This is a genomic window from Streptomyces lasalocidi (genome assembly GCF_005280215.1).
GTDB classification, from domain to species: domain Bacteria; phylum Actinomycetota; class Actinomycetes; order Streptomycetales; family Streptomycetaceae; genus Streptomyces; species Streptomyces longwoodensis.
Map to the genome: position 1 here is coordinate 2,305,799 of NZ_SZNQ01000001.1, position 22,751 is coordinate 2,328,549.

At 73.9% G+C, this 22,751-nt stretch carries 24 protein-coding genes and 1 pseudogene; 15 read left to right on the top strand and 10 right to left on the bottom strand.

All coding sequences use genetic code 11. From position 1 onward, the window contains the following. Positions 1-160 precede the first annotated feature (160 nt). A complete protein-coding gene (locus E4U91_RS10310) occupies positions 161-961 on the top strand; it encodes a site-2 protease family protein (protein ID WP_137306575.1) in 801 nt (266 codons plus the stop codon). Between the two features lie 34 nt (positions 962-995). Here the strand turns inward: E4U91_RS10310 and E4U91_RS10315 are convergent, their stop codons facing one another. Both E4U91_RS10315 and npdG read right to left on the bottom strand, forming a co-directional pair. Next, the gene (locus tag E4U91_RS10315; RefSeq protein WP_168218096.1) at positions 996-1,175 is read right to left on the bottom strand and encodes a hypothetical protein; all 180 of its coding nucleotides are present in this window, start codon (positions 1,173-1,175) and stop codon (positions 996-998) included. Between the two features lie 77 nt (positions 1,176-1,252). Then, complete coding sequence (gene npdG / locus E4U91_RS10320; protein WP_137306577.1) at positions 1,253-1,969, bottom strand: NADPH-dependent F420 reductase; 717 nt, start codon at positions 1,967-1,969, stop codon at positions 1,253-1,255. A 99-nt stretch (positions 1,970-2,068) separates the two neighbouring features. Between npdG and E4U91_RS10325 the strand changes: the two genes are divergently transcribed. Then, positions 2,069-2,668 (top strand): hypothetical protein, encoded by a 600-nt coding sequence (locus tag E4U91_RS10325; protein WP_137306578.1) that lies wholly within the window; start codon positions 2,069-2,071, stop codon positions 2,666-2,668. Between the two features lie 206 nt (positions 2,669-2,874). Then, the gene (locus E4U91_RS10330; protein ID WP_241678835.1) at positions 2,875-4,179 is read left to right on the top strand and encodes an MFS transporter; all 1,305 of its coding nucleotides are present in this window, start codon (positions 2,875-2,877) and stop codon (positions 4,177-4,179) included. On the opposite strand, the gene E4U91_RS10335 is transcribed toward E4U91_RS10330, so the two are convergent. Continuing rightward, a complete protein-coding gene (locus E4U91_RS10335; protein ID WP_137306580.1) occupies positions 4,176-4,409 on the bottom strand; it encodes a hypothetical protein in 234 nt (77 codons plus the stop codon). The genes E4U91_RS10330 and E4U91_RS10335 overlap by 4 nt on opposite strands. A gap of 57 nt (positions 4,410-4,466) precedes the next feature. Between E4U91_RS10335 and map the strand changes: the two genes are divergently transcribed. Further along, entirely contained in the window at positions 4,467-5,324 is an 858-nt protein-coding gene (gene map, locus E4U91_RS10340) for a type I methionyl aminopeptidase (RefSeq protein ID WP_067231466.1), read from the top strand. Between the two features lie 104 nt (positions 5,325-5,428). Here map and E4U91_RS10345 read toward each other — a convergent pair whose 3' ends face one another. Beyond that, positions 5,429-5,635, bottom strand: a complete 207-nt coding sequence (locus E4U91_RS10345) for a hypothetical protein (RefSeq protein ID WP_137306581.1) — start codon at positions 5,633-5,635, stop codon at positions 5,429-5,431. 94 nt (positions 5,636-5,729) lie between these two features. Then, positions 5,730-6,374 carry a PhzF family phenazine biosynthesis protein gene (locus E4U91_RS10350; RefSeq protein WP_137310754.1) on the bottom strand — a complete coding sequence of 215 codons (645 nt, stop codon included), beginning with the start codon at positions 6,372-6,374 and terminating at the stop codon, positions 5,730-5,732. Between the two features lie 213 nt (positions 6,375-6,587). Here E4U91_RS10350 and efeO point away from each other — a divergent pair, with 213 nt between their 5' ends. Genes efeO through E4U91_RS10370 form a run of 4 tightly spaced genes read left to right on the top strand, consistent with a single transcriptional unit; the run spans position 6,588 to position 10,898 of the window. Beyond that, complete coding sequence (gene efeO / locus E4U91_RS10355; protein WP_137306582.1) at positions 6,588-7,727, top strand: iron uptake system protein EfeO; 1,140 nt, start codon at positions 6,588-6,590, stop codon at positions 7,725-7,727. 17 nt (positions 7,728-7,744) lie between these two features. Further along, positions 7,745-9,043 carry an iron uptake transporter deferrochelatase/peroxidase subunit gene (gene efeB, locus E4U91_RS10360; protein ID WP_137306583.1) on the top strand — a complete coding sequence of 433 codons (1,299 nt, stop codon included), beginning with the start codon at positions 7,745-7,747 and terminating at the stop codon, positions 9,041-9,043. Between the two features lie 3 nt (positions 9,044-9,046). Then, positions 9,047-9,943, top strand: a complete 897-nt coding sequence (gene efeU / locus E4U91_RS10365; RefSeq protein ID WP_137306584.1) for an iron uptake transporter permease EfeU — start codon at positions 9,047-9,049, stop codon at positions 9,941-9,943. Further along, complete coding sequence (locus E4U91_RS10370; protein WP_137310755.1) at positions 9,891-10,898, top strand: SCO2278 family lipoprotein; 1,008 nt, start codon at positions 9,891-9,893, stop codon at positions 10,896-10,898. Before efeU ends, E4U91_RS10370 begins: the two co-directional genes overlap by 53 nt. Positions 10,899-10,928: 30 nt before the next feature. On the opposite strand, the gene E4U91_RS10375 is transcribed toward E4U91_RS10370, so the two are convergent. From E4U91_RS10375 to E4U91_RS10385, 3 genes are all read right to left on the bottom strand, one after another. Then, positions 10,929-11,660, bottom strand: coding sequence for a bifunctional DNA primase/polymerase (locus E4U91_RS10375; protein ID WP_137310756.1), 732 nt, complete (start codon positions 11,658-11,660; stop codon positions 10,929-10,931). Between the two features lie 166 nt (positions 11,661-11,826). After that, positions 11,827-12,435 (bottom strand): TetR/AcrR family transcriptional regulator, encoded by a 609-nt coding sequence (locus E4U91_RS10380; protein WP_137306585.1) that lies wholly within the window; start codon positions 12,433-12,435, stop codon positions 11,827-11,829. Positions 12,436-12,471: 36 nt separating this feature from the next. Then, positions 12,472-13,473: a Gfo/Idh/MocA family protein gene (locus tag E4U91_RS10385; RefSeq protein WP_137306586.1), complete on the bottom strand. Its 1,002-nt coding sequence runs from the start codon at positions 13,471-13,473 to the stop codon at positions 12,472-12,474. An 83-nt stretch (positions 13,474-13,556) separates the two neighbouring features. On the opposite strand from E4U91_RS10385, the gene E4U91_RS10390 reads away from it, so the two are divergent. Genes E4U91_RS10390 through E4U91_RS10400 form a run of 3 tightly spaced genes read left to right on the top strand, consistent with a single transcriptional unit; the run spans position 13,557 to position 17,028 of the window. Next, positions 13,557-14,864 carry a multidrug effflux MFS transporter gene (locus E4U91_RS10390; RefSeq protein ID WP_137306587.1) on the top strand — a complete coding sequence of 436 codons (1,308 nt, stop codon included), beginning with the start codon at positions 13,557-13,559 and terminating at the stop codon, positions 14,862-14,864. Next, positions 14,816-15,985, top strand: a complete 1,170-nt coding sequence (locus E4U91_RS10395; RefSeq protein ID WP_137306588.1) for a serine hydrolase domain-containing protein — start codon at positions 14,816-14,818, stop codon at positions 15,983-15,985. Before E4U91_RS10390 ends, E4U91_RS10395 begins: the two co-directional genes overlap by 49 nt. Positions 15,986-16,026: 41 nt before the next feature. Continuing rightward, positions 16,027-17,028, top strand: a complete 1,002-nt coding sequence (locus tag E4U91_RS10400; RefSeq protein WP_137306589.1) for a small ribosomal subunit Rsm22 family protein — start codon at positions 16,027-16,029, stop codon at positions 17,026-17,028. A gap of 54 nt (positions 17,029-17,082) precedes the next feature. On the opposite strand, the gene E4U91_RS10405 is transcribed toward E4U91_RS10400, so the two are convergent. Beyond that, positions 17,083-18,738, bottom strand: coding sequence for an alkaline phosphatase D family protein (locus E4U91_RS10405; RefSeq protein ID WP_241678546.1), 1,656 nt, complete (start codon positions 18,736-18,738; stop codon positions 17,083-17,085). Positions 18,739-18,870: 132 nt separating this feature from the next. Here E4U91_RS10405 and E4U91_RS10410 point away from each other — a divergent pair, with 132 nt between their 5' ends. Further along, a complete protein-coding gene (locus tag E4U91_RS10410; RefSeq protein WP_137306590.1) occupies positions 18,871-19,641 on the top strand; it encodes an SDR family oxidoreductase in 771 nt (256 codons plus the stop codon). Positions 19,642-19,999: 358 nt separating this feature from the next. Here E4U91_RS10410 and E4U91_RS10415 read toward each other — a convergent pair. Then, positions 20,000-20,993 (bottom strand): annotated as a pseudogene (locus E4U91_RS10415) (aldo/keto reductase). A 144-nt stretch (positions 20,994-21,137) separates the two neighbouring features. Here E4U91_RS10415 and E4U91_RS10420 point away from each other — a divergent pair. From E4U91_RS10420 to E4U91_RS10430, 3 genes are all read left to right on the top strand, one after another. Further along, positions 21,138-21,683 carry a DoxX family protein gene (locus tag E4U91_RS10420; protein WP_067231429.1) on the top strand — a complete coding sequence of 182 codons (546 nt, stop codon included), beginning with the start codon at positions 21,138-21,140 and terminating at the stop codon, positions 21,681-21,683. Positions 21,684-21,711: 28 nt separating this feature from the next. Beyond that, positions 21,712-22,077, top strand: coding sequence for a MazG-like family protein (locus E4U91_RS10425; RefSeq protein ID WP_137306591.1), 366 nt, complete (start codon positions 21,712-21,714; stop codon positions 22,075-22,077). Positions 22,078-22,139: 62 nt separating this feature from the next. Beyond that, on the top strand, positions 22,140-22,751 hold the full coding sequence (locus E4U91_RS10430) for a DsbA family protein (RefSeq protein ID WP_137306592.1): 612 nt from the start codon (positions 22,140-22,142) through the stop codon (positions 22,749-22,751).

Sequence of the window (22,751 nt, forward strand, 5' to 3'; positions counted from 1 at the left end):
GGTCACGGCGACGGGTCACGGCGACCCGGGGGGGGCTGCCCGGCCCGTGGATCACCCTGCGGGAACCGACGGCCCACCGCGAGACGTTTTCCGCCTGCGCCCGGTACGGTCGGGCAGGCCGAAGACCCGTACGGACCCGTCTCACCAGGAGCCCGCTTCCATGACCACCGTCACCACCCGTCGCAGCGACCGGCGGGTCAGTCCCGTCTTCCTCGGGATCGTGGCCGTCACCGCCGTCACGGGCTGGGCGACCTGGACCGGGTTCGCCGCGCAGCCCGGCGTCGCCGTGTTCCTGTTCGTGACGGCGGCCTGGATCGTCTCGCTGTGCCTGCACGAGTACGCGCACGCGCGCACCGCGCTGCACGGCGGGGACATCACCGTGGGCGCCAAGGGCTACCTGACGCTGAATCCGCTGAAGTACACGCACGCGGTGCTGAGCATCGTGCTGCCGGTGATCTTCGTGATCATGGGCGGGATCGGTCTGCCCGGCGGCGCGGTCTTCATCGAGCGCGGGCGGATCCAGGGGCGCTGGAAGCACAGCCTGGTCTCGGCGGCCGGCCCGCTGACGAACGTGGTGTTCGCGCTGTGGTGCACGGCCCCGTTCTGGCTGGACGCGCTGGACGGTGTGCCGGCCGACTTCCGTTTCGCCCTCGCCTTCCTCGCGCTGCTCCAGGTGACGGCCGCGATCCTGAACTTCCTGCCGGTGCCGGGCCTGGACGGCTACGGCGTGATCGAGCCGTGGCTGTCGTACGGCGTCCGGCGGCAGGTGGAGCCGTTCGCGCCGTTCGGGCTGCTGTTCGTGTTCGCGCTGCTGATGGTGCCGTCGGTCAACGGTGTGTTCTTCGACGCGATCTACGCGGTGCTGGACGCCCTGGGCGTCGGGGACGTCGAGCGCTACTGCGGCGAGGACCTGTACCGGTTCTGGCAGGGCTCCAGCGACTTCTGCGCCGCGGTCTCCTGACCTGTGGCCCGGGCCGGTCCGCCGGCCCGGCGCCTCAGCCCGCGACGGACTTCCTGGCCTTGTCGCGCTTGAGGTAGTACCAGGTCATGTTGGACGACAGGCCCGCCAGCAGCACCCACACGATGCCCAGCCAGTTGCCCTGGACGAAGGAGACGACCGCGGCGGCGACGGCGAGGACGCAGACCACGAGGGCGTAGAGGGCGAGGCGGGGCATGGGGCTGGCTCCTTGTGGGGGACACCTTGTGGGGGACACTGCTTCGCCGACCAGTGTCCCCCATCGCCCCGCCCGGCTCACACGTCGGTGACGCGCAGCCCGGCGTGCGCCTTGTAGCGGCGGTTGACGGAGATCAGGTTGGCGACCAGGGACTCCACCTGGTGGGCGTTGCGCAGCCGGCCGGCGAACACGCCGCGCATGCCGGGGATGCGCCCGGCCAGCGCCTGCACGGTCTCCACGTCGGCGCGCTCCTCGCCGAGCACCATCACGTCGGTGTCGATCTCCTCGATCGCCTCGTCCTGGAGCAGCACCGCGGACAGGTGGTGGAAGGCGGCCGTGACCCGGGAGCCGGGCAGCAGCGCGGCGGCCTGCTCGGCGGCGCTGCCCTCCTCGGGCTTGAGGGCGTAGGCGCCCTTCTTGTCGAAGCCGAGCGGGTTGACGCAGTCCACGACGAGCTTGCCGGCCAGGTCCTCGCGCAGGGCCGCGAGGGTGTCGCCGTGGCCCTCCCACGGCACGGCGACGATCACGACGTCGCTGCGCCGGGCGCACTCGGCGTTGTCGGCGCCCTCGACGCCGTGCCCGAGCTCCTCGGCGGCGGTCCGCGCGCGGTCGGCGGCGCGCGAGCCGATGATCACCTTCTGGCCCGCCTTGGCGAGGCGGTACGCGAGGCCCTTGCCCTGCGGCCCGGTGCCGCCGAGCACGCCGACGACGAGGCCCGAGACGTCGGGGAGGTCCCACGGGTCCTTGGCGGGGGCCTTCTGGGGGGCAGCCTGTGCACTGTCGGAAGAGGTCATGGGCCGACTGTACGTGGGGCCGGTGACCCGTCGCCCGGTCGGGGGAATCCGCCGCGAACGCCCCGCCCGGACGCTCCCGCCGGGCCAGGATGCGGGGTCATGGACGCCGTACGGGTCGCGCTGCTGCGCGAAGTGCTCGCCGGGACCGAGTGGCTGGGGGCCACCCGGAGGTTCGCCGGGGCGCTGCGCGGCTCGGTGGTGGCGCACGGGGGCGGGCTGCTGCTGGTGGGGACGGCCGCGTACGAGCCGTGGCACCTGGCGGCGCACCTGGTGGACGAGGCGGCCTGGTCCGGCACGCCGGAGCTGGCGCCGACGCTCGTACGGCACGACGCGCGCCCCTCGGACCCGGCGCACCTGGCGGTCGGGCTGGGGCGGATCGAGGCCGCGCGGCGGGGCGAGACGCTGCTGGTGGTGGCGGAGCGGGAGGACGCGGCGCTGCTGGAGCGGGTGGCCGGGGCCCGGCGGGGCGGGGTGACGGTGCTGGCCCTCGGCGCCGGGGACGGTGAGCTGCCCGCGCTGGCCCACGAGGTGCTGCCGGTGCCCGACGGCGCGGAGCTGGACCTGGACACGGTGCAGCACCTGGTCAGCGCGGCCGCCGGGGAGAACGCCGTGCCGCGCCCACGGGGCCGCCGCCGTTTCCGTGACGCCCTGTCCCGCCTGGCGGAGTCCCTGACGGAGCCCCCGCCGTCGCCCTGGTGAGGCGAGCGCCCCCGGCCGGGCGCGCAGGCCACGCCGGGCGGGAAAAGCGTTTGCCGGAGGCCGCGCCGGGCCGGACCATGGCATCTCGTGACCGACGCAGCACCCGTATCCCCGCCCCCTTCCGCTCCCGGGCCGTCCCCCGCGGCCGAGGCGGGCCGCCCCCCCCCCCGCCGGCCGCGGCCGCCCCGGCCGCCCGCGCCAAGGGCCTGCGGTCCGTGCTGCCGGACCTGACCCCCTGGCGGGCCTCGCGGGACTTCCGGCGGCTGTGGGTGTCGGGGCTGGTGTCAGGGTTCGGCAGCTTCCTGACCTTCGTGGCGCTGCCCGTGCAGATCAAGGAGCTCACCGGGTCCGCGGCGGCCGTCGGGGCGATCGGCGCCGTCGAGCTGGTGCCGCTGCTGGTGTTCGGGCTGTACGGAGGTGCCCTCGCCGACGCGCTGGACAAGCGCAAGCTGATCGTGCGGACCGAGGTGGGCCAGGGACTGCTGTCGGCCGGGCTGCTGCTCAACGCGCTGCTGCCGGAGCCCGCCGTGTGGCCGCTGTACGTGGTCGCCGCCCTGTCCTCCGCGCTGGTCTCGGTGCAGCGGCCCGCGCTGGACTCCCTGTGGCCGCGGATCATCGCCCACGACCAGCTGCCGGCCGCGGCCGCCCTGAACTCCCTGCGCTGGACCGTCGGCGGGGTCGCGGGCCCGGCCGTGGCCGGGGTCGTGGTGGCCTACGCCGGTCTCGGCTGGGCCTACGGCGCGGACCTGCTGACGTTCGTGGTGTCCGTGGTGCTGGTCGTGCGCATCGCGCCCTCCCCCGCCTCGCACGCGGCGGGCCGGCCGTCCCTGCGGGCCATCGCCGAGGGCGCCCGGTACGCCTGGAGCCGCAAGGAGCTGCTCGGCACCTACGCCGTGGACCTCGCCGCGATGTTCCTGGCCATGCCGCTGGCGGTGCTGCCGTTCCTGGCGGACGAGCTGGACGCCGAGTGGTCACTGGGCCTGATGTACGCGGCGGTGCCCGCCGGTGCGCTGCTCGTCAGCCTGACCAGCGGCTGGGTCTCGCGCGTCCACCGGCACGGCCGGATGGTCGTGCTGTCGGCCGCGCTGTGGGGGCTGGCCGTCGCCGCCGCGGGACTCGTGCACGACGTCTGGCTGGTGCTGCTGTGCCTGACCGTCGCCGGCGGCTGCGACATGGTCAGCGGCGTCTTCCGGGGCGCCATGTGGAACCAGACCATCCCGGACGAGCTGCGCGGCCGCCTGGCCGGCATCGAGCTGCTGTCGTACTCGGTGGGACCGACCCTCGGCCAGGTCCGCAGCGGCGGGTTCGCCGCGTGGTGGGGCGTGCGCGCGTCCGTGTGGTCCGGCGGGGCGCTGTGCGCGGGGGCGGTGGGCCTGCTCGCGCTGTGCCTGCCCGCGCTGATGTCCTACGACGAGCGCACCAACGAGCACGCCCGCCGCATGCGCGAGGGGCGCGCCCCGGCGGCGGACGCCGCCGGGGACACCCCGGGATCGCCCGAGGTCGTGTCCTAGTCGTCGTCCTTCGAGCCGCCCGCGTTGGCGTCGTGCCAGCGCGGGTCGTTCTCCCACTCGAGGTTGCGCTCGCGGGCCGTCTGCATCGCGTGCTCCGCCTCCTGCCGGGAGGTGTACGGACCGAAGCGGTCCTTGGCGGGGCAGTCGGGCCCCTCCTCGACCTTGCCGTGCTCCAGGCAGTAGTACCACTCGCCCGGCTTGCCGACCGTGCGCTTCTTGAACAGGGCCATGACCAGCTCCTCTCGCCTCCGACATGTTCCCCGATGTCCGCTCGTTAGACTCGCTGCATGTCTGGCCAGTCGCTGCTCGTTCCGGGGGAGCTGTCCCCCACCCGTACCGTGCCCGGAAACATCCGCCGCCCCGAGTACGTCGGCAAGCCCGCGCCGACCCCGTACACGGGCCCTGAGGTGCAGACCCCCGAGACCGTCGAGGCGATGCGCACCGCCGGCCGGATCGCCGCGCGGGCGATGGCCGAGGCCGCGAAGATCATCGCGCCCGGCGTCACCACCGACGCCCTGGACCGGGTGGCGCACGAGTACCTGTGCGACCACGGCGCCTACCCGTCCACACTCGGCTACCGCGGCTTCCCCAAGTCGCTGTGCACCAGCGTCAACGAGGTCATCTGCCACGGCATCCCGGACTCGACGGTGCTGCGCGACGGCGACATCGTCAACCTGGACGTCACCGCGTACATCGGCGGGGTGCACGGCGACAACAACGCCACCTACCTGGTCGGGGACGTCGACGAGGAGTCACGGCTGCTGGTGGAGCGGACCCGGGAGTCGCTGAACCGCGCGATCAAGGCGGTCCGGCCGGGCCGGCAGGTCAACGTCATCGGCCGCGTCATCGAGTCGTACGCCAAGCGCTTCGGGTACGGCGTGGTGCGGGACTTCACCGGGCACGGCATCAACTCGTCGTTCCACTCGGGGCTGATCATCCCGCACTACGACAGCCCGCACGCGACGACGGTCATGCAGCCGGGGATGACGTTCACGATCGAGCCGATGCTGACGCTCGGCACCCACGAGTACGAGATGTGGGACGACGGCTGGACGGTCGTCACCAAGGACCGCAGGCGCACGGCCCAGTTCGAGCACACCCTGGTGGTCACGGAGACGGGCGCGGACGTCCTGACGCTGCCGTAGCCGCGGGGAGCGGGCCGGGAGCGCGCCCCGGCGGGGAGCGGACGTGCGGGTGCCCCGGGGGCGCGTCCGCGGCAGCGGGGCGCGGTCCGGGGCACCGGTGCGGATCAGGCGAAGAAGAGGTCGCCGCAGTTCGTGCCGGCACCGCCGAGGTCGGCCGTGACGGTGTCGATGTAGTAGAGGTACGTGCTGCAGGTCCTGCCGTCGTCCGAGCCGCCGCGCTGCTCGTGGTCGGCGGCGGAGGCCGTCGCCGCGCTCACGGCGGTCAGGGCGGCGGTCAGGACGACGGCGGCGAGAGCCGAACGGATGCGCATGGGTCTCCTCGGTTCGGGAGGGGTGACTGGTCAGGGCCATCGGTTCCCCGGCGGCGGCCGTCCCCACACGCTGTTCCACCCGAACGTGGGACGCTCAGCGCTCGAGGTACACCCGTCCGCCGATCTCCACCCAGCCGCCCGGCTGGGGAGCCGTCAGGATCTGCGAGCCGGCGCCCTGGGTGATGTTCAGCGCGCGGCCCAGCCGGTCGGTGAGCAGCAGTGCCGCCGCACCGGTGGCCTCGTCCTCCTCGATGCCGTCGTCGCGGCCGGGGAACGCGCGGGCCCGGACGCGGCCCGCCGGCTCGTCCTCCCAGGCCCAGGCGTAGATCCACTCGCCGGGCGGCGGCACGGCGAGGTCGTCGACCTCGGCGGCGGTGGCGTACCGGCGCAGGGTACGCGGCGGGGCCCACTCGGCGCGGGCCTCGATCCAGCAGAACTCGCCGTCCTGACGGGCGCCCACCACCCCGGCCGGGGTGAGGAGTTCGGGCACGTCGAGCAGCCAGGCCGCGCCGACGCAGGGGTGGCCGGCGAAGGGCAGGCGCAGGGTGGGCGTGTAGATGTCGACGATCCCGCGCTCGGGGTCGTCCACGAACACCGTCTCGCTGAACCCGAGCTTCCCGGCGAGCGCCTGGCGTTCCGCGCGCCCCGGCAGCGCCGAGCCCTCGCGGACCACGCCCAGTTCGTTGCCGTAGCCGCCGTTCGGCGCGCAGAAGACGCGGAGCACGTCGTAGGCGGGCACGTCGTAGTCAGTCACCCGCGCATTGAAGCACCCACCGCGATCTTTGGGTCCCCCTTGACCATCGCATGGGGTGCGGTTGGGGCCGCCGTGATCCGCTCGTGCTCTTACACCGTCCATGAGAGGGGAATCACGGCCCCGGGGGGTATGGCACAGGTAAGCCTCAGATAACTTAGGCGAGCCTCACCAATCCGAACTGCCAGGCCGGGAGCCCGCATGCGAGCCGCCAGAGTGTCCGTCGTCACCGCCGTCTCCGTCGCGGCGGCCCTGACCGCCGTCACCGGCTGCACCGAGAAGAGCGACGCCGCCGACGGCGACCGCGTCATCTCCGTCACGGCGACCGACGACAAGTGCGACACCTCCGTCAAGGAGATCTCCGCCGGCCACGTCGAACTCTCCATCCAGAACAAGGGCTCCAAGGTCACCGAGGTCTACGTCCTCTTCCCCGACGACCGCGTCGTCACCGAGCGGGAGAACATCGGCCCGGGCACCAAGCAGCGGGTCACCGCCGAGGTGAAGGCCGGCGAGTACCAGATCGCCTGCAAGCCCGGCATGAAGGGCAAGGGCATCCGGCAGACCCTCAAGGTCACCGGCGGCAGCACCGCCCAGCGCGACCCGCTGCTCGACCAGGCCGTGGCCGCCTACCGCCAGTACGCGCAGCAGCAGGCCGACGAGACGCTGCCGAAGGTGCAGGCGTTCGTGACGGCCGTGAAGGCCGGGGACGTCGCCGCCGCCAAGAAGGCGTACGCGCCCTCGCGCATCGGCTGGGAGCGCACCGAGCCGGTCGCCGAGTCCTTCGGCGACATCGACCCCAAGGTCGACCTGCGCGAGGCCGACCTGGAGGCCGGGCAGAAGTGGACCGGCTGGCACACGCTGGAGAAGGCGCTCTGGAAGAACGGCACGGTCAGCGCCGCAGACAAGGTCCTCGCCGACCAGCTGGTCACCGACCTGACGGACTGGCGGAAGCGGGTCGGCACCGCCGACATCACGCCCACCTCCATGGCCAACGGCGCCAAGGAGCTGCTGGACGAGGTCGCCACCGGCAAGGTCACCGGTGAGGAGGAGACCTTCTCGCACACCGACCTGGTCGACTTCAAGGCCAACGTCGAGGGCGCGCAGAAGGCGTACGGCCTGCTCAAGCCGGTCGCCCGCAAGAACGACCCGGCCCTGACCACCGAACTGGACCAGCAGTTCGCCGCGCTGGACGCGCTGCTGGACAAGTACCGCGCGGACAAGACGTCGTACGACTTCGTCTCCTATGACAAGGTCGGCGACGCCGACCGCAAGCAGCTGTCGGACGCGGTCAACGCCCTCGCCGAGCCGCTGTCCAAGCTCGCCGCTGCCGTCGCCAAGTAACGGGGAACTCGACTGACATGAGCGACACCGGAAGCAACGCCCGCAACGACAGCGACGCCGGCACGGACAGCACCGGCCGCACGGCCACGTCGCCCACCCGGCGCGCGCTGATCGGCTGGGGCGGCGCGGGACTCGCACTCGGTGCCGCCGCGGCCGGCGGTGGCGTCGCCATGAGCCGCGTCGGCCACGACGTGGACCCGGCCGGCGCCGACGCCGGCGGCGCGGTGCCCTTCCACGGCGTCCACCAGGCGGGCATCTCCACGCCCGTGCAGGACCGGCTGCACTTCGCGGCGTTCGACGTGACCACCCAGGACCGCGCCGCGTTCGTCCAGCTGCTGAAGGACTGGACCGCGGCCGCCCGCCGGATGACGGCCGGCCAGGCGGTCGGCGAGGGCGCGTACGGCGGCCTCGCCGAGGCCCCGCCGGACGACACCGGCGAGGCGCTGGGCCTCAAGCCGTCCCGGCTGACGCTGACGATCGGCTTCGGCCCGTCGCTGTTCACCAAGTTCGGCCTGGCGGGGCAGCGGCCGGACGCGCTGGTCGACCTGCCGAAGTTCGCCGGCGACGCCCTCGACCCCAACCGCAGCAACGGCGACCTGTGTGTGCAGGCGTGCGCCGACGACCCGCAGGTGGCCGTGCACGCCATCCGCAACCTCGCCCGCATCGGCATGGGCAAGGTCGTCATCCGCTGGTCGCAGCTCGGCTTCGGCAAGACCTCCTCCACCACCCCCGGCGCGCAGACTCCGCGCAACCTGATGGGCTTCAAGGACGGCACCCGCAACATCGCGGGCACCGAGACGGACCGGCTGGACAAGTTCGTCTGGGTCGGCGAGAAGGACGGCCCCGGCTGGATGACCGGCGGCAGCTACCTGGTGGCCCGCCGGATCCGCATGCACATCGAGACCTGGGACCGCACCTCGCTGCAGGAGCAGGAGGACGTGTTCGGCCGCGACAAGGGCGAGGGCGCCCCCGTCGGCAAGGCCAAGGAGCACGACGAGCCGTTCCTGAAGGCGATGAAGCCGGACGCGCACGTGCGGCTCGCGCACCCCCACGCCAACGGCGGCGCGACGATCCTGCGCCGCGGCTACTCCTTCACCGACGGCACCGACGGCCTGGGCCGGCTGGACGCGGGCCTGTTCTTCCTCGCCTACCAGCGCGACGTGCGCGAGGGGTTCGTGCGCATCCAGCGCAACCTCGCCACCGACGCCCTCAACGAGTACATCCAGCACGTGGGTTCGGCGGTCTTCGCCGTGCCGCCCGGCGTCCGCGACGGGGACGACTGGTGGGGCCGCACGCTGTTCGCCAAGGAGGCCTGACCCGTGTTCTCCAACTACCTGATCGGACTGCGCGAGGGCCTGGAGGCCAGCCTCGTCGTCTGCATCCTCATCGCCTACCTGGTCAAGACCGGCCGCCGGGACGCCCTGAAGCCGATCTGGCTCGGCGTCGGCACGGCGGTGGTGATCGCGCTGGCCTTCGGCTGCGCCCTGGAGTTCGGCTCCCAGGAGCTGACGTTCGAGGCGCAGGAGGCGCTCGGCGGCTCCCTGTCGATCATCTCCGTCGGCCTGGTGACGTGGATGGTGTTCTGGATGCGGCGCACCGCCCGGCACCTGAAGGCCGAGCTGCACGGCAAGCTGGACGCGGCCCTCGCCATGGGCACGGGCGCGCTGGTGGCGACGGCGTTCCTCGCGGTGGGCCGGGAGGGCCTGGAGACCGCCCTGTTCATCTGGACGTCCGTGCACGCGGCCGGCGACGGCACCCCCCGCCCGCTGCTCGGCGCGGCGCTGGGCCTGGCCACCGCGGTGCTCCTCGGCTGGCTGTTCTACCGCGGCGCGCTGCGCATCAACCTGGCGAAGTTCTTCACCTGGACCGGCGGCATGCTGGTCGTCGTCGCGGCGGGCGTCCTCGCCTACGGCTTCCACGACCTTCAGGAGGCCGACTGGCTGCCCGGGCTGACGGACCAGGCCTTCGACATCACCGGGGCGATCCCGCCGGACAGCTGGTACGGCACGCTGCTCAAGGGCGTGTTCAACTTCCAGGCCGACCCGACGGTCCTCCAGGTCACGGTGTGGCTGCTGTACCTGGTCCCGACGCTCGCCCTGTTCCTCGCCCCGGTAGGGTTCGCCTCCGGGAAGGGGAAGGTGAAGACACCGGATGACGCACCGGATGACCAGGGAGCGCGGCCCGAGGACCGGCCGTCCAGGGCCCAGCAGGCGTGACCGCGGCGCCCTCCTGGCGGCCTCGCTGACCGCCGTCTCGCTGACCGCGAGCGGCTGCGTGGTCGTCCACGGGGAGCGCGAGGTGATCCCGACCAGCACGCGCGGTGAAGCGGCCCGCGCGGTCGAGGAGTTCACCGCCGCGTACAACAAGGCCGACGCCGCCTACGACGCGTCCCTCGACGCCGCGTACACCGCCGGGCCGCTCAAGGTGATCGACGCGGCCCGGCTGAAGGCGGGGCACGTCAACCACCCCGGGGGCAATCCGCAGCACACCCCGCTGGCGCTGTCGGACGTGCGGTACACGATCCCGAAGAAGGCCGGCTGGCCGCGCTGGTTCGTCGCCGACGCCCGGGCCAACAAGGGCGGTTCGGCCCGCTGGCTGATGGTGTTCCAGCGCCACGACGTCGCCGAGCGGTGGCAGGCCACCTACCTCACGCTCGTCGCGCCCGGCGCGCTGCCGGAGTTCGAGAAGGACGGGGACGGCTGGGCCGAGGCAGTCCCGGCCGACGCGAGCGGGCTCGCCGCCGCGCCCGGGACCCTCAGCAAGGGCTACACCGACTACCTGCGGGGCGGCGGGAGTTCCTTCGCGGACGGCGGCAACACCAGCGCGCTGCGCGAGCAGCGGCAGAAGAACGCGAGCCGGCCCGGGCTCGCCACGCAGTACGTCGACGAGCCGCTGACCGACGGCGACTACGCGCCGGTGGCGCTGCGCACGGCGGACGGGGGCGCGCTGGTGTTCTTCAGCTCGCACCACTTCGTGAAGCAGACGGCGGCGCAGGGCGCGAGCGTGCCGGCGCCGAACGCGAACGTGCGGGCGCTGACCACGGGCGAGATCAAGCAGACGCTGACGATGGAGTTCGTGGCCAACCAGGTGGCCGTGGACCCGGCGGGCGCGGGCGGCCGCGTCTCGGTGCTGGCCCGGGTCGAGGGGCTGACCTCCGCGAAGGGCGAGTGATGCCGGACCGCCTCCCGTGGGCCCGGTGCCTCAGTGGCGCAGGGGCCACGGGGAGGACGACCGGTCCTGTCCCGCGTACTTGGCGCAGGCGTCCGTGAGGGACTCCAGCAGGGTCAGCGGCTCGGGCAGGGGGTGTTCCGGGCCCCGCACCCAGTGCACCGACTGCCCGTCGTCGCCGGGGAGGCGGGAGGGCGGCACCAGGACGTAGGAGCCCCGGCAGTGCCAGCGCAGGCCGGGGTGCTCGTCCATGGTCTCGGGGTGGCAGTCCAGCTCGCAGGGCCACCACTCGTCCTCGTCCTCGGGCGTGCCGCGGGTGAGGGTGAAGAAGTACATGCGGCCGTCGTCGCTCTCGGCGACCGGGCCGGCCTCCACGCCGGAGTCCAGCAGCCGCTCCAGGGCCTCGCGGCCGGCCTCCACGGGGACGTCCAGGACGTCGTGGGTCATGCCGGTCGCGGTGATGAAGTTGGCCTGCGGCTCGGTGCGGGCCCAGCGCTCGACCTGGGCGCGGTCGGTGGTGGACTGCGTCTGCCAGGCGAAGGACACCGGGTGCCGGGCGGGGGTGGGACAGCCCACGCGGTCGCAGGAGCACCGGTAGCCGGCGGCGGGGTGCGCGGCGGGCGCGAGCGGCAGTCCCGCTCCGGCGGCGGCGAGCAGCAGGGCCTCACGGCCGCCGTCGCCGGCGGCTTCCTCCGGGCCGCTCCCGCGCAGCCACTGGGAGATCCTGCCCCGCAGGCCGGTCCGGCCACCGAACTCCGCGCTCATCCGTCCCCTCGCCTCGCTGTCGTGGACAACATGCCCCATGGTCCCACCTTCGCGCGCTCCGGGGGACCGGGGGGCCGCGTCCGGGCAGGTGGGACGAGAGCACGCGGGGGCGCACACCGGTCACCGGGTACTCCGCCCGGCTCATGGGGGGGCGGGGGCGGGCGCGTCAGCGGGGGGCGAGTCCGTGCAGCGCGTAGTCGACCAGGGTGTCGGTGTAGGTGTGGGAGATCTCACCGGTGTGCTGGAGCCAGCGCTGGGCGAGCGGGGAGACGAACAGCTCCAGGGCGATGCGCGGATCGACCTCGGCGCGGACCTGGCCCGCCTCCTGGGCGGAGCGCAGCCGCTCGACGTACAGCTGGAGCTGCGGCTCCAGGAGCTTGGCCACGAACTCGCGCCCCAGCTGCTCGTTCACCAGCCCCTCGGCGGCCAGGGCGCGCGAGGGCGCCTCGAAGCGGGGGTCGAGGAGTTCGTCGACCGTGGCCCGCAGCACCGCCTTGAGGTCGGCGGCGAGGTCACCGGTGTCGGGGATCCGGTACGGCTGCTGTCCCGCCTCCTCGGCGACCCGCTCCCCCAGGTCGAGGAATGCCTCCAGCAGCACGTCCGCCTTGGACGGCCACCAGCGGTAGATGGTCTGCTTGCCGACCCCGGCCCGGGCGGCGATCCCCTCGACCGTCGTCCTCGGGTACCCGACGTCGCCGACCAGGGAGAGCGCGGCGTCGTAGATGGCGCGGCGGGACTTCTCACTGCGGCGACGGGCGTCGGGACGCTTGACCATGACCCGACGCTACCGCGCCCCCGGCCGGCCCCCGCGTCACGCCTCCTCGGCCGGGTAGCGCACCCCGATCCGCTCGCGGACGGTGTCCAGGGTGCGCATCACCGCGAGGGTGCCGTCCAGCGGGACCAGCGGTGACTCGGTCTCCCCCGCCCGGACCGCCCGCATCACCTCGCGCGCCTCGTGCCGCATCGTCGTGCGGGGGCCGTCGGCCGGGTCCGCCACGAACTCCTCCGGCTCGCGCCCGGTGCGGTGCAGCACGAACCGCTCGGGGTGGAAGAAGCCGGCGGGCAGGTCGATCCGCCCGCGCGTCCCGGTGACCGACGCGCTCGTGCCGGTGCCGCCGTCGATGGAGCAGTGCAGCGCGGCGAGCGCCCCGGAGTCCCAGGACAGGACGGCGCCGGTCTGGAGGTCGACGCCCTCGTCGGAGAGCACGGCCTGCGCGGCGATCCCGGCCGGCTCGCCGAGCAGCAGCTGGGCGAACGACACCGGGTACACGCCGAGGTCGAGCAGCGCGCCGCCGCCCTGGGCGGGGTCGCGCAGCCGGTGCGCGGCCGGGAAGGGGCCCTCGAGGCCGAAGTCGGCCTGCACGGTGCGCACCTCGCCGATCGCGCCGTCGTCGACGAGCTGCTTCAGGCGGCGGACCATGGGGTTGCAGTACATCCACATCGCCTCCATCAGGAAGCGGCCCTCGCGCCGCGCGAGGTCGACGAGTTCCCCGGCCTCGCGGACGTTCAGCGTGAACGGCTTCTCGCACAGCACGTTGCGCCCGGCCTCCAGGCACAGCCCCGCGGCGGCCCGGTGGGCGGCGTGCGGGGTGGCGACGTAGACGACATCGATGTCCGCGTCCTTGGCGAGGGAGGCCCAGTCGCCGTACGCGCGCGGGATGCCGAAGCGCTCGCCGAACGCCCGCGCCGAGGCCTCGCTGCGCGAGGCGACCGCCACCACCTCGGCGTCCGGCAGGTCGATCAGGTCCGCCGTGAAGGCGGCGGCTATCCCGCCCGTCGCCAGGATTCCCCACCGCACGCTGTCCGTCGTCATGCCCGCCCGCCCTCGCAACCGTCCCAGCTGTCCGTACGAGCTGAGAGCATAGGTGCCGCACGTGTCGGAGAGGGAGGGGCCACATGCCCGAGGGCGGGGCGATACCGGAGCCGGCGGTCACCGGCGGCGCACCGGACGCGGCGCGGGGAACCGCGCCGGCCGTGCGTCCGGGGCGGGGCACCGGACTGCTGGTGACCCTGGTGCTGGGCGGACTGACCGCGATCCCGGCGCTGTCGATGGACATGTACCTCCCGGCGCTGCCCGAGGTCTCCCGCACCCTGCACGCGCCGGCCGCGACGGTGCAGCTCACGCTGACCGCGTGCCTGGCCGGGATGGCGCTGGGGCAGCTGGTGGTGGGCCCGATGAGCGACCGGTGGGGCCGGCGCCGCCCGCTGCTGGCGGGGCTGGCGGTCTACGTCGTCGCCACGGCCCTGTGCGCGGCGGCCCCGGACGTGGAGCTGCTGGTGGTGCTGCGGCTGGCGCAGGGCCTGGCGGGCTCGGCCGGCATCGTCATCGCGCGGGCCATGGCGCGGGACGTGTACGACGGTGTGGCGATGGCCCGCTTCTTCTCCACGCTGATGCTGATCGCCGGGGTGGCGCCCGTCGTGGCGCCGCTGATCGGCGGGCAGGTGCTGCGGGTGACGGACTGGCGGGGCGTGTTCGTCGTGCTGACGGTGGTCGGGGCGCTGCTGGGCGTGCTGGTGTGGGCGCGGCTGCCGGAGACCCTGGAGCCGGCCGCCCGGCACGCGGGCGGGATCGGGCAGGCGCTGCGCTCGATGCGCGGGCTGCTGGCCGACCTGCCGTTCGCCGGGTACATGCTGAGCGGCGGCTTCGCCTTCGCCGCGCTGTTCGCGTACATCTCCGCCTCGCCGTTCGTGGTGCAGGAGATCTACGGCGCCTCGCCGCAGACGTTCAGCCTGCTGTTCGGGCTGAACTCGGTGGGGCTGGTGGCGGCCGGCCAGCTCAACGGCAAGGTGCTGGTGGGCCGGGTGCCGCTGGAGCGGGTGCTGGCCACCGGTCTGGCGCTGCTGGTGCTGGCGTCGACGGCGCTGCTGCTGATGTCGGCCGGGGTGTTCGGCGCGGTGGGGCTCGCCCCGGTGGCGGCGGCGCTGTTCGTGCTGATGTCGGCGATGGGCCTGACGCTGCCCAACGCGCAGACGCTCGCCCTGGTGCGCACCCGGCACTCCGCGGGGGCCGCGTCCGCGCTGCTGGGCACGGCGTCCTTCCTGGTCGGGGCGGTGGCCTCGCCACTGGTCGGGGTGGCCGGGGAGCACACGGCGGTGCCGATGGCCCTCGTCCAGCTGGCCGCTTCACTGGTGGCGGTGGCCTGCTTCGTGGGAATGTGCCGTCCCTGGAACACCCGTACGGGCGCGGAGGGAGCAGACAGCTGAGCGCACCGAGACTGCGCGTCGACACCCCGGAGAGGGCCGGCCTCGACGCGGAACGCCTGCGTCCGCTCGCCCTCGCGGTGCACGACCTCACGGAGGGCGAGCGCCCCTGGGCGGCGGGCGCCGTCCTGGTCGCCGGGCGCGGCCCGGTGATCGCCGTGCAGGAGGCGGCGGGCTGGGCGGTGCGCTACGCGCGCCACGACCCGGAGGCGGACCGCGGTGTCGAACTGCCGCCCAGGGACCGGGTCCCGGTGACCGTCGACACGCCCTTCGACCTGGCGTCGCTGACCAAGCTGTTCACCTCGGTGGCGGCGGTGCAGCAGATCGAGCGGGGCACGCTCGGCATCGACGCGCGCATCGGCGCGTACCTGCCGGACTTCCACGCGGCGGCCAAGCACGGCCTGACGGTCCGTCAACTGCTCACGCACACCTCCGGGCTGCGGCCGGAGCTGCCGCTGTACGACTGCGCCGACGACGCCGAGCGGCAGGCGCTGCTGCGCGCCGAGGCGCCGGTGTCCGAGCCGGGCGTCCCCGTCTACTCGGACCTGAACATGCTGCTGCTCCAGCAGCTGCTGGAACGGCTCACCGGCCGGCCGCTGGACGTCCTGGTCCACGAGGGGATCACCCGGCCGCTGGGCATGACGGCGACCCGCTTCGGCCCCTGCCCCGGCGCGGCCGCCACCGAGGACCAGCGGCGGCCGTGGGCGAAGGCGGACCGAGGCATGCTGCGGGGCGTCGTGCACGACGAGAACGCCTGGGCGCTGGGCGGGGTCGCCGGGCACGCGGGGCTGTTCTCCACCGGGCGGGACCTGGCGGTGTTCTGCCGGGCCCTGCTGTGCGGCGGCGCCTACGGTCCCGCGCGCATCCTGGGCCCGGACTTCGTGGACCTGCTGCTCGCGCCCCCGGGGCTGGGCTTCGCCGTGGACCAGCCGTGGTTCATGGGCGAGCTGGCGGGCCGGGGCGCGGCGGGCCACACCGGGTTCACCGGCACCTCGCTGGTGCTGGACCCGGTCACGGACACGTTCCTCGTCCTGCTGGCCACCACGGTCCACCCGCGCCGCCGCGCCCCCGACAGCGCCCCGCGGGCGGCGGCGGCCACGCTCCTGGCCCGGGCGGTGAAGTGACCGTGTCCGAGGTGTCGACGGGCGACGCCTAGAATCGGCGGGTGAACGACCTGCCCTCGGACGACGACCTCCGTACCGCACTCGACCGCCTGCTCGACGGGCTCCCGCCGTCCCAGGCGGCGCGGGCGGTCGACCGGCTCATCGCCACGTACCGAGGGGCCACCCCGACCCACGCCCCCATCCTGCGCGACCGCGCCGACGTGGCCGCGTACGCCGCGTACCGCATGCCGGCCACGTTCGAGGCGGTGCGCACGGCCCTCGGCGCCCTCGCCGCGGCCGCCCCCGGCTGGACCCCCGCGGATCACCTCGACGTCGGCGGCGGGACCGGCGCCGCCACCTGGGCGGCGACCGCGACCTGGGCCGGCCCCCGCCCGGTGACGGTCCTGGACTGGTCCGAGCCGGCGCTGGAGCTGGGCCGGGAGATCGCCGCCGCCAACCCGGCGCTGGAGGGGGCCCGCTGGGAACGCGCCCGCATCGGCGCCGCGCTCACCCTGCCGCCCACGGACCTGGTGACCGTCTCCTACGTCCTCAACGAGCTGTCCCCCGCCGACCGCACCGCACTGCTGGGTGCCGTGGCCTCCGCCGCCGGGGCCGCGGTGATCGTAGAGCCGGGCACCCCGGACGGCTACGCGCGCGTGCTGGAGGCCCGCGACCGGCTGCTCGCCGCCGGCTTCCGGGTCGCCGCGCCCTGCCCGCACGACGCGGCCTGCCCCATCGCCCCGGGCACGGACTGGTGCCACTTCTCCGCGCGGGTCAGCCGCTCCTCGCTGCACCGCCGGGTCAAGGGCGGCTCCCTGCCGTACGAGGACGAGAAGTTCGCCTACGTCGCGGCCGCCCGCTTCCCCGTCACGCCGGTCCCCGCACGGGTGGTCCGGCGGCCGCAGATCCGCAAGGGGCAGGTGCTCCTCGACCTGTGCGAGACCGAGGAGCGGCTGCGGCGGGCGACGGTGACCAAGCGCCACGGGGACCTGTACAAGGCGGCCCGGGACGCCGACTGGGGCGACGGCTGGCCGCCCGCCGGGGACGGCGCCCCGGACGCCTGACCGGGTACCGGCACCGGCCCCGGGTGGGCCGCGGTGCCAGGCTGCCGGGGTGCGTCACGCCGGGGTGAGCCCCTGCCTGCCGACCTCGGTGACGAACGACGCGGCCGTGCTGATCGCCGCGCCCGGCCGGGTCACGTACGGCACGGTCTTGAAGTCGGCGCGTGCCCGCGACAGGCCCAGCTGGACGGTCGCGTAGCCGCGGCGGCCGTCGTAGAACTTCAGGTGCGGGTTGGCGCTCATGTACGTGTCCCAGTTCCCCGGCCGCTGGGAGCCGTCCTTGCCGCTGGTGATCGAGGTGGCGACGATCTCGGTGCCGAGGGTGCGCGAGGACGGGGCGTCGAAGTCGTCCTTGAGGTCGAAGGCGTAGCCGACGTGCACGTCGCCGCTGAGCACCATCAGGTTGCCCAGGCCGGCCGCTTTGGCGCCGTCGAGGATGCGGCGGCGGGCGGCCGGGTAGCCGTCCCAGGCGTCCATGGAGACCTTGGCGACGGGGTTCAGGTCGAGCTTGCGCTGGGCGAAGGTGACCTGCTGCGGGACGACGTTCCACACGGCGCGCGAGGAGCGCCAGCCGTCGAGCAGCCAGCGTTCCTGGGTGGCGCCGGTCATGGTGCGGGCCGGGTCGGTGGACTCGGGGCCGGGGATGTGGGCCACGTCGCCGTACGCCTGGTCCGAGCGGTACTGCCGGGTGTCCAGCACGTCGAACTGGGCGAGCTGGCCCCAGTGCAGCCTGCGGTACAGCTGGAGGTCGGGGCCGACGGACTGCTGGGCGGTGCGCAGCGGCTGGTTCTCCCAGTAGGCGCGGTAGGCGGCGGCGCGGCGCAGCAGGAACTCCTCCGGCGGGACGGAGTTCTCGGGGATCGACCCGGCGTAGTTGTTCTCGGTCTCGTGGTCGTCGAAGGCCACGACGAAGGGGTGCGCGGCGTGCGCGGCGCGCAGGTCCGGGTCGGACTTGTAGAGGGCGTAGCGCAGCCGGTAGTCCTCCAGCGAGGCGGCCTCGCGGTCGTACAGGGACGGCACGGTGCGGTCGGTGTAGTTCCGGGCGCCGCCGACGGCGTCGACCGCGTACTCGTAGATGTAGTCGCCGAGGTGGAGGACGAAGGCGACGTCGTCCTCGGCGAGGTGGCGGTAGGCGGTGAAGTAGCCGTCCTGGTAGGCCTGGCAGGCGGTGAGGGCGAAGCGCACCGACGGGACGACGGCGCCCTGCTCGGGTGCGGTGCGGGTGCGGCCGGTCTCGCTGAGCCAGGTGCCGGCGCGGAAGCGGTAGTAGTGCACGCGGTCGGGGTCGAGGCCGGCGACCTCGACGTGCACGCTGTGGTGGAACTCGGGGTGGGCGGTGGCGGTGCCCCGGCTGACGACGGTGGCGAACGCCGGGTCGCGGGCCACCTCCCAGTCCACGTCGATCCGCTCGGCGGGCAGTCCCCCGTCGGGCTGGTACGGCGCCGGGGCGAGGCGGGTCCACAGCACGACCGAGCCGGGCTGGGGGTCGCCGGAGGCGATGCCGAGGGTGAAGGGGTCGGAGTCGATGCGCGCCGCGTTCATCTCCGCGGCGGCGGCCACACCGGTGCGGGGCAGGTCCACGGCGAAGGCGAGGGCCATGGCGGCGGCGCCGGTGGTCAGGAAGCGGCGCCGGCCGATCCGGCGGGCCGCGGCACGGAACGTGGCCGGGTGCCGGGCGGGCTCGCGCCGCGGCGGCATTGCTGCGATTGTCATTCTTTCCTCCCCGGACAGTTGAGGGAGGAGCCCCGGCGACGGCCGGGGACGACACGCGCCGTTCCCGTCGCGGCAACCCGGATGGCGGACAGATCTGTCCCGAATGGCGGACGTCGCCTACGCTGCCGCCCCATGGACGCCACGGGTACTGAGGACAAGGGCACGATCGCGGTGGTCACCGGCGCCGGTTCGGGCATCGGCCGCGCGGTGGCCGCGGAGCTGCTGCGGGCGGGCTGGTCGGTGGCGCTGGCCGGCCGCCGCACCGAGCCGCTGGAGGAGACGGCGGCGCTGGTGCCGGACGCGGACCGGCTCGTCGTACGGACGGACGTCTCGCGACCCGAGGACGTGGCCGCGCTGTTCGCGGCCGTGCGGGAGCGGTGGGGGCGGCTGGACCTGCTGTTCAACAACGCGGGCACGTTCGGGCCGGGCGGGGTGCCGGTGGAGGAGCTGGCGTACGACGCGTGGCGGCACGTGGTGGACACCAACCTCAACGGGGCGTTCCTGTGCGCGCAGGCGGCCTACCGGCAGATGAAGGAGCAGCGGCCGCAGGGCGGGCGGATCATCAACAACGGCTCGGTCTCCGCGCACGCCCCGCGGCCGCACTCGGTGGCCTACACGGCGACCAAGCACGCGCTGACCGGCCTGACCAAGTCCCTCTCGCTGGACGGACGGCCGTACCGCATCGCGGTCGGGCAGATCGACATCGGCAACGCGGCCACCGACATGACGGCCCGGATGAGCGCCGGCGTGCTCCAGGCCAACGGGGAGGTCGTGGCGGAGCCGGTGATGGACGTGGCCGATGTGGCGCGCACGGTACGGCACATGGCGGAGCTGCCGCTGGAGGCGAACGTGCAGTTCGCGACGGTGCTGGCGACGACGATGCCGTACGTGGGCCGGGGTTGACGGGCGCGGCGGGGGCAACCCGGCGCGTCTCGTTGCCCCACGGCTCGTCAACTCCTCAACCTGCACAAGTGGAATTTATCCGTCCGCCCCATTGCGGCCGATGACGGACTTATGCTCAACTCTCCTGCACGGGAACTTCACAGTTGGAACACGAAGCTTCCGCAGACCTTGTGCAGCCCTTTGGTTCCACACGCCATATCCAGGGGGGAGGCAGCCGCTCCGGGCCGGGTGGGGGTGGACCTCGCGGAGAGTACGCGGGGGAAGCACCGGTCACGGGGCGGCTGCCATGGCGTCGGCCGGGGACGGTTGCGGGGCGACGGTGGGGCGACGGTGGGGCGTATTTCGAGTCTTTCCGTCGTCAGCGTCCGAGGACGCGGTCGACGTCGGCCAGTTGGGCGGCGGTGAGTGGCCCCTTCTCCAGGGCGCCGGCGTTCTGCTCGGCCTGGGCGACGGAGCGGAAGCCGGGGATGGGCACGGCGTGCGGGCTGCGGGCCCAGATCCAGGCGAGGGCGCCCTGGGCGGGCGTCCGGCCGTCGCTGGTGAGGATGTCGCGCAGCGCGTCGACGCGGACGAGCCAGGCGGGGTCGGCGCCGGAGCCGTCACGGAAGCCCTTCAGCCAGGCCGGTGGCCGGCTGCGGATGTCACCGTCCTCCAGCCGTTCGTGCCGCTTGCCGGTGAGCAGACCCATGGCGAGCGGGCTGCGGTTGATGCTCGCGAGACCCTCGGCCTCGCACAGGGCCAGCATCGCGGGGGCGTCCTGGAGGACGTTCAGGGCGTGCTGGACGGCGGCGCAGTGGGCGCCCTCGGCGAAGACGGCGGCGCGGGCGGGGTCGTCGGTGCTCCAGGCGTAGGCGCGGATGAGGCCCTCGCGAACGAACTCCTCGCAGGCGTCGCGCAGTTCGGCGGCGCGGACGGGGTCGGCGTCGGAGAGGTGGAACTGGTAGAGGTCGACGTGATCCGTGCCGAGGCGGGTCAGGGACGCGGTGAGGGCGGCACGGGCGTGCTCGACGGAGGCGTCCTGCCCGGTGGCCGTACGGCTGTCCTCGTCGAAGAGGTTGCCCCACTTGGTGGCGACCACGACGTCGTGGCGTCGCTTGCCGAGGGCACGGCCGAGGATGCGTTCGCTGTGGCCGGCGCCGTAGCAGTCGGCGGTGTCGAAGAAGGTCACGCCGAGGTCGAGGGCGCGGCGGACGGCCCGTACGGACTCGTCGTCATCGACCGCGCCCCACCCCAGCGGCTGCCCGTCGGCGGCCCCCCCCCCCCCCCCCGCCGATGGCCCAGCAGCCGAAGCCGAGGGCACTGACGGTGATGCCGGAACGGCCGAGCAGGCGTGTGCTGTTGATGCTCTCCATGCGCGGCACGCTAGGAGTTGGAGTGCGCGCGAGGGCAAGGGCGGTGCGTCACCCGAACGGCGGTGCGGGCGGAGCGCGGGGGTGGTGGGGGTGCGACGGTGGAGGGACCGGGGGCTGACGCGGGCGCACGCAGAGGGAGTCACCATGACCTTGTACAACCGCCGTGATCTGGGCCTGCTGCTGCTCCGGGTGGGCACGGGCGGGGTGCTGGTGGCGCACGGGGCGCAGAAGCTGTTCGGCTGGTTCGGGGGGCACGGCCTGGAGGGCACGGGCCAGTTCATGGAGTCGGTAGGCTACCGCCCGGGCAGGGCGAGCGCGACGGCGGCGGGCCTGGCGGAAACGGGCGGCGGCGCGCTGCTGGCGCTGGGCCTGGCGACCCCGGCGGCGGGCGCGGCGGCGGCCGGGGCGATGGCGGGGGCGGCGGCGGTGCACGTGCCCAACGGCTTCTTCGCCCAGGAGGGCGGCTACGAGTACGCGGCGAGCCTGGGCCTGGCGGCGGCCGGCCTGGCGGTGACGGGCCCGGGCCGCCTGTCCCTGGACCACGCCCTGCACCACGTGGCCGACCGCGGCTGGATGGTCCCGGCGGCCCTGGGCGTGACGGCGGCGGTGACGACGGCGGTGGTGGGGATGCGGGGGCGGCGGGTGCGGCGGGAGCGGGAGGGGGAGCAGGAGGTGTTGTTCGGGGAGTGAGGCGCCCTGCCCATGGCAGGCTGCCCGCATGACCGAACAACAACAATCCCCGGCCCCTACACCCGACTTGTGGACGACCGTGGAAGCCCTGTGGAGGTGGCTGGAGGAGGACCAGCCGGTGGGCGGCCGCGAGGGCCTGCTGCTGCGCATGCTGAAGCTGACGGAGGAGGTCGGCGAGGTCGCGGAGGCGGTGATCGGAGCGACGGGCCAGAACCCGCGCAAGGGCACGAGCCACACGTGGGACGACGTACAGGCGGAACTGTGCGACGTGGTGATCACGGCACTGGTGGCGCTGCGCACGCTGACACCGGAGCCGCGGGGGGTGTTGGAGGGGCATGTGGGGAGGGTGGCGGGGCGGTCGCTCGGTCACGGTGCGCCCAGAGGCACGGAGTAAAGGGGCGCGGGCGTCCTGCGGATGATCTAAGGTCGCGCTGTTCTCAGGGGAGGGGATGACGCATGGCGCGTAGGGGGAGGTGGGCCGTGGTGTGCGCGGCCGCGGTGCTGGTACTGGTCGGGTGCGGGCAGCGGCAGTCGCAGTACAGCCCCGACTTCGCGACCGCTCGGGACCTGCCCGAAGGGCTCAGCGCGGACGGCACCACCATCACGGTCGGTGATCCCCACACGCCCGTGACGGTGCACCTGTACGAGGATCCCCGCTGCCCGTACTGCGAGGAGTTGGAGACCACCGGCGGTGGTCCGCAGCTGCAGGAGGCGATGCTCCAGCGCTCCGTCAGAACCGAGTACACCCTCGCCTCCTTCCTGGACGGCCGGGTCGGCGGCACCGGGTCGAAGAAGGCGGTCAACGCGCTGCGCGCCGCGCTGGAGGAGGGCAAGTTCGTGGAGTACCACGAGCTGCTGTACGACAACGAGCCCGACGAGAGCGTGGACGGCTACACCGACGCCTACCTGCTCGAACTGGCCGGTCGCGTGAAGGGCCTGCGCGGCCTTGAGTCCGATGCGGCGGTGAGGTCCATGAAGTACCGCTCCTTCGTGCCCTTCGCGCAGCTGCTGCGAGACATCCACGACAGTCCTGGGGAGTGGCAGGACACCAAGCTGTCCCCCACGTGA